This window comes from Stenoxybacter acetivorans DSM 19021 (assembly GCF_000745895.1).
GTDB lineage: Bacteria > Pseudomonadota > Gammaproteobacteria > Burkholderiales > Neisseriaceae > Stenoxybacter > Stenoxybacter acetivorans.
This window is the reverse complement of record NZ_JQKE01000097.1, coordinates 1-5,697: the sequence shown is the minus strand read 5'-3', so window position 1 is coordinate 5,697 and position 5,697 is coordinate 1. Positions and strand designations below refer to the sequence as shown.

At 45.0% G+C, this 5,697-nt stretch carries 4 protein-coding genes and 1 pseudogene; 2 read left to right on the top strand and 3 right to left on the bottom strand.

Annotation, left to right across the window (positions count from 1 at the left end; genetic code table 11):
* Positions 1-310: integrase core domain-containing protein (locus Q384_RS10425; RefSeq protein ID WP_037587867.1), on the top strand; the 310-nt coding region annotated here is incomplete at its 5' end.
* A gap of 155 nt (positions 311-465) precedes the next feature.
* On the opposite strand, the gene Q384_RS10420 is transcribed toward Q384_RS10425, so the two are convergent.
* A complete protein-coding gene (locus Q384_RS10420) occupies positions 466-1,467 on the bottom strand; it encodes an AAA family ATPase (protein WP_211251105.1) in 1,002 nt (333 codons plus the stop codon).
* Between the two features lie 228 nt (positions 1,468-1,695).
* The gene (locus Q384_RS10415) at positions 1,696-2,304 is read right to left on the bottom strand and encodes a hypothetical protein (RefSeq protein ID WP_037587864.1); all 609 of its coding nucleotides are present in this window, start codon (positions 2,302-2,304) and stop codon (positions 1,696-1,698) included.
* A gap of 190 nt (positions 2,305-2,494) precedes the next feature.
* Here Q384_RS10415 and polA point away from each other — a divergent pair, with 190 nt between their 5' ends.
* A complete protein-coding gene (gene polA, locus Q384_RS10410; RefSeq protein WP_084224470.1) occupies positions 2,495-5,284 on the top strand; it encodes a DNA polymerase I in 2,790 nt (929 codons plus the stop codon).
* 110 nt (positions 5,285-5,394) lie between these two features.
* On the opposite strand, the pseudogene Q384_RS14150 reads toward polA, so the two are convergent.
* Positions 5,395-5,697 (bottom strand): annotated as a pseudogene (locus Q384_RS14150) (hypothetical protein); the annotation flags it as partial.

The window sequence follows — 5,697 nt, the reverse complement described above, 5'->3', positions numbered from 1 at the left end:
GGATAACGGGACAGAATACAAGGGAACGCCGGAACATGCTTTCAAAATTGTCTGTACAGAACATCGCATCAATCAAAAATTTACCCGAGTTGCCCGCCCACAGACCAATGGTAAGGCAGAGCGGGTTATCAGGACGTTGATGCAGATGTGGCACGATAAAACACGCTTTCAGGACAGTGAGCATCGAAAGCTGGAGCTAAATCGCTTCATCAACTACTACAATACGGTGAAGCCCCATAAATCACTTAACGGGGCGACACCATACGAGGTACTAGAGAAATATTTTTATTTTGATGAAAAGTGTAAATAACGCGGGTAATTCTTACAGGTTACACTCAATATGATTATGGCTACAACCATGTACACAAGGCGGCGAAAGTTGACTGAATGCCGCCACAAAGCATTCAGGCTACCTGAAGAATGCGATGATGAATGATTATTGGGTAACCGACTGGACATGGTAATTTATTCGTTAGGATACTTTCGGCGAGTGATGGCACGCACTTTGCCGTTTTGTAAGCATAATTCAATCATATTAAAACCATTTTGCCGCGCCTGAATTAATGAATCTGCCATTGATTCTTCTAAAGCGCGGACAACATCACGGCTGTTGGCTTGATTGCCTTGTTTTTTATAACGCTCCATCAGACGAATAATAATTTCCGGTTCAATACCTTGTCCTGCCACTTCCAAACCATAGCCGTTGATCATACGTTCTATTTCCAAAGCACACACACGTGCAATATCTAAGCCGCTGAATGGTGCGAAGACAAAAATACGATCAATGCGATTTAGCACTTCAGAAGCAAATCCTTTTTCTTTTAAGATGGCAACGGAGGCCGCACGTAAGCTGTCCGGATCATGCTTGAGTGATTTTTGTACATCAGCTAATTCATCGGTGGCTGCATTGGAAGTTAAAATAAAAATGGCATGGCTGCAATCAATTTGTTTACCGTCTGATGCCTCGGTGATGAAGCCGTCATTCCATGCAGTTAGAAAATTTTTTAAAATATCGGGATGTGCTTTCTCAATTTCGTCTAATAAAACCACTGATTCCGGATAGTCTCGCAGGCCTGAAGTAAGCGCACCATAACTGGTTGAGCCAACATAACCGCGCGTCATGCCGAATAATTGTGAGGCACTGAACGCTCCTGCTGCATATTGCGTCATGTCAAAATGTAACAGTTTACGCTCTAAAACATTGGACAACACTTTTGCCAACCATGTTTTACCTGTCCCCGGAGGACCTGCAAACAAAAATACACCCACTGGTTTTCTTCGTTGATGCAAAGCCAAGCGGCGGCGCAATTGTATTGCCAAATCCGAACACACTTGATTTTGCCCAACCACTTGTTCTTGTAAACTTTGGGTTAATTGTTCCGCATTCAAAATCACTGCTTCTTTGTCCATGCGTTCAGCAGCTTCTTCTATGTAAACTTTATTACTTAATCGGTCTAATATGTCCACGGGAAAGATCCTGTATATCCAATTGGGCGCATTATTCTGCCAATGTCGCCATGTTACCCAAAGTAACAATAATATCAATACAGCCAATGCACACAAATACCAAACTGCATCTACCAAAAAGCTTTGTAAAGTTGGCCAAAAGCCAGCAAACATCTGACCCAGCATTAATAGTAAAAAAACCAACATCAGCAACGGCAAAATACGGTATATGGTATTCATAGCATAAATTTATTTCAAAACAAAACCGATGCTTTCGCCTTCTATCAACACAGGTAACATCACCGGTTGACCGGAACCGACAAAACCCAGTGTAATGCCGCCGCCATCACGTATGCCGGTAATCATGACAGGTCGAAGTGTTTCTACAGGAAAATGAATAGTTTGCGGTGTTTTGCTCAGTAAAATTTCCTGGGAGTATCCCGCAGAACTTAATGAAACAACATCTCCATCGGGGGCAAGGTCGTCCCAAAGCGTTAATTCAACCAAGCGGATATCTCCAGATCCTGTTGCCAGACTGTTTTTCAAATATTCTTTCTCTTTGGGAGAGGATAACGGCATTTGTTCAATGATGCTGTCGATTTTACTTTGCGGTACGATATTTGCTTTGGTATGCTGACTGTCGCGTAAACTGTCAAATGCAACTTTACGCTCGGTAATTTCTCGCTGGCTTAAATGATCGCCGGATGACAGCCATGTTCCTAAGCCATAGCCACTTAGCCCCACCACAACGGTAGCCAACAGCAGCAATTTCCACCAAGAGTGTTGATTCGATTTTTTTGGCTTTTGTGGTTTTTCTTTTGAAGATAACGGTGTTATCAATTGCGGCTTTGGTTGCATATTACTGTATTCCCGTCAATAATGGCATCAGCAAGGATTTGCCGGCAATTTTCCCAAACTTAAAATTTAAGAGTGAATCAACGCGGCAGTTTCGTGTATTTTACACAGCTTAGTCATATAACGTAACACTAAATTTAACATTTGAAACAGGCATTACCATATCTTATTCACGCTACCTTAATCTTTTCTTATGACACCCAAAACACTGCTCCTTATTGACGGTTCTTCTTATCTTTATCGTGCCTACTACGCCATGACACAATTATCCGCCCCCGATGGCATACCCACAGGGGCGGTGTACGGCGTATTGAATATGCTGCGCCGTTTGCGAGCCGAAGTGGCACATGATTATGCCTGTTGTGTGTTTGATGCAAAAGGCGATAATTTTCGCCATGCGCTGTATCCCGAGTACAAAGCCAATCGTCCGCCCATGCCTGAAGATTTACGTCCGCAAGCGGAGATGTTGCCGCAACTTGTGGATTTAATGGGTTGGCAGGTATTGGTTGTGCCTCAAGTGGAAGCCGATGATGTCATTGGCACACTGGCAAAACAGGCTCAAACGCAAGGCTGGCAAGTGGTGATTTCCACCGGCGACAAAGACATGGCGCAGCTGGTGAATGAGCAGGTAACGCTGGTCAATACCATGAGCAATGAAACTTTAGACATTGCGGGTGTGGTCAATAAATTTGGTGTGAGACCCAATCAAATCATTGATTATTTAAGCCTGGTTGGCGATACCGTTGATAATGTTCCGGGTGTGGAAAAATGCGGACCAAAAACCGCCGTGAAATGGCTGGCAGAATACCAAACGTTGGATAATGTGATGCAACACGCCGCTGACATCAAAGGCAAAGTGGGCGAAAATTTTCAGGCAGCCTTAAACCGTCTGCCTTTATCAAGGGAATTGATTACCATTAAAACCGATGTGGATTTACACACCGAATTGCCGCAAGGCATGGAAAGCCTGCGCCGCCGTCAACCCGATTGGGCAGCATTGGCACAACATTTTGAACAGCTGGGTTTTCGGACATGGTTAAAAGAAGCCCGTGTGCAACAAGCAAATAATGGCGGCAACGGTGATCTATTCAGTGGAACCTCAACAAACTTATTTTCAGGCAGCCTGAATATTGCTGACAATAATGCAAACAATACGCTCAAGCCATTACCGCCGTCTGCACTCAACTACACCGCCATTACCACCGATGTGCAGCTGCAAGCGTTGGTACAACGTTTACAAGCCGCAGACAGTATCGGTTTAGACACCGAAACCACCGGCTTAAATCCCATAAAAGCACAGCTTGTGGGCATCAGCATTGCTTTTGCAGCGGGCGACGCGGTGTATATTCCGGTTGGACATACCGCAACGGCGGTTGCTGAACAACTGCCTTTGCAAACAGTTCTGGGCTGCCTGAAACCTTTCTTAGAAGGCGAAAAGCCACAGAAAATCGGGCAAAATCTCAAATACGATCAACACATATTTGCCAATTGCGGCATTGGCTTGGCAGGAGTAGGCGGCGATGCTATGCTCGCTTCGTATTTGTTAGAAAGTCACTTAGGGCATGGTTTGGACGAATTGGCAGAACGGCACTTGGGTTTAACCACCATCAAATACGAAGACTTGTGCGGCAAAGGTGTTAAAGAAATCAGCTTTGCTGATGTCGCGCTTGCAGATGCCGTCCGCTACGCTTGTCAAGATGCCGATTTTGCCCTGCGCATAGAAGCATTTTTACGCGCACAAATGGACGCGGCTCAAATGGCGATGTATATCAACATGGAATTGCCGGTGGCGCAGGTATTGTTTCAAATGGAGCGTATTGGTGTATTGCTGGACAGCACCGAATTGTCACGCCAAAGCCACGATCTGGGCAGTGAACTGGTGCAGCTTGAGCAAGAGGCCTATCAGTTGGCGGGACAGCCGTTCAACCTCAATTCACCCAAACAATTGCAAGAAATACTATTCAACAAGCTGGGCATACCCACTACAGGCTTAAAAAAAACGGCTTCAGGCGGTATTTCCACCAATGAAGCCGTATTGGAAACACTGGCATTGGATTACCCTCTGCCCAAATTGATTTTACAAACACGCAGCCTCGCCAAACTCAAATCCACATACACCGACAAACTGCCCACTCTGATTAACCCAAAAACCGGACGCGTACACACCACCTATGCCCAAGCCGTGGCGATTACAGGCAGGCTTGCCAGTAACAACCCCAATTTGCAAAATATTCCCATACGCACCGCAGAAGGCCGCCGTGTGCGCCGTGCATTTATCGCGCCTGCAGGCAGCCTGATTGTATCTGCTGATTACTCGCAAATTGAATTACGGATTATGGCACACCTCTCTGGTGATGCTACTTTAATTAATGCCTTTGCCAACCATGAAGACGTGCACCGCCGCACCGCTGTTGAAATTTTTGGTATTTCCCCTGAAACCGTTAATTCAGAACAACGCCGTTATGCCAAAACCATCAACTTTGGTTTAATTTACGGTATGGGACAATACGGTTTAGCCAAATCGCTGGGCATTGCCAATGCAGAAGCCAAAAATTTTATTGATCGCTACTTTGCCCGTTATCCGGGTGTTGCCGAATACATGCAGCGTACCAAAGAAGCCGCACAGCGTTTGGGTTATGTCGAAACTCTGTTTGGCCGCCGCCTTTATTTACCCGCATTGAAAAGCAGTAATGCCTCTGAACGTGCCGGTGCAGAACGCGCCGCAATCAATGCGCCCATGCAAGGCACAGCATCTGATCTCATTAAACGCGCCATGATTCAGGTACAGTACTGGTTGGCAGAAAAAGCATTAAGTAGCCGTTTGATTATGCAAGTACACGATGAACTGGTATTGGAAGTGCCCGAAGCTGAATTGTCTGCCGTACAAAACGGGCTGCCTGAAATCATGGCAAACGTTGCCGTATTAAATGTACCGCTGGTGGCAGAGGTGGGAACGGGCAAGAATTGGGAAGAAGCGCATTAGGCGTATCAATGCCATGTTAAATCTTTTTTGGGTCAAATTCCCCGCCGCTTTGCGGCGTATCATTCCAAAATGAGTACATAGTCGTCCCTGAAGAACCTGATCTAAAATATTCAAACAACTTGCCAAAAATCTTGTCTTAAAAACCTAAATAAAATTAAATTTTTTCGACAAAAAAACAACCATGTCAACAATTTACGGAAATTGTAAGCAGCGGCAGCCAAAATCGGATTGATTTCATTACCAATCTTGCCTTTTAAATAATTGATGCCCATACGGTTATCTTTTTTCAAATGACCGATAATGGGTTCTATTGCACTGCGCCGCTTCATCATCTTTTTCATCAATTGACCGGCTGCTTTAGGTATTCTTCCAACCAAATAAATATCAGCCTCTGCTTTTCCTTTTAATCCATG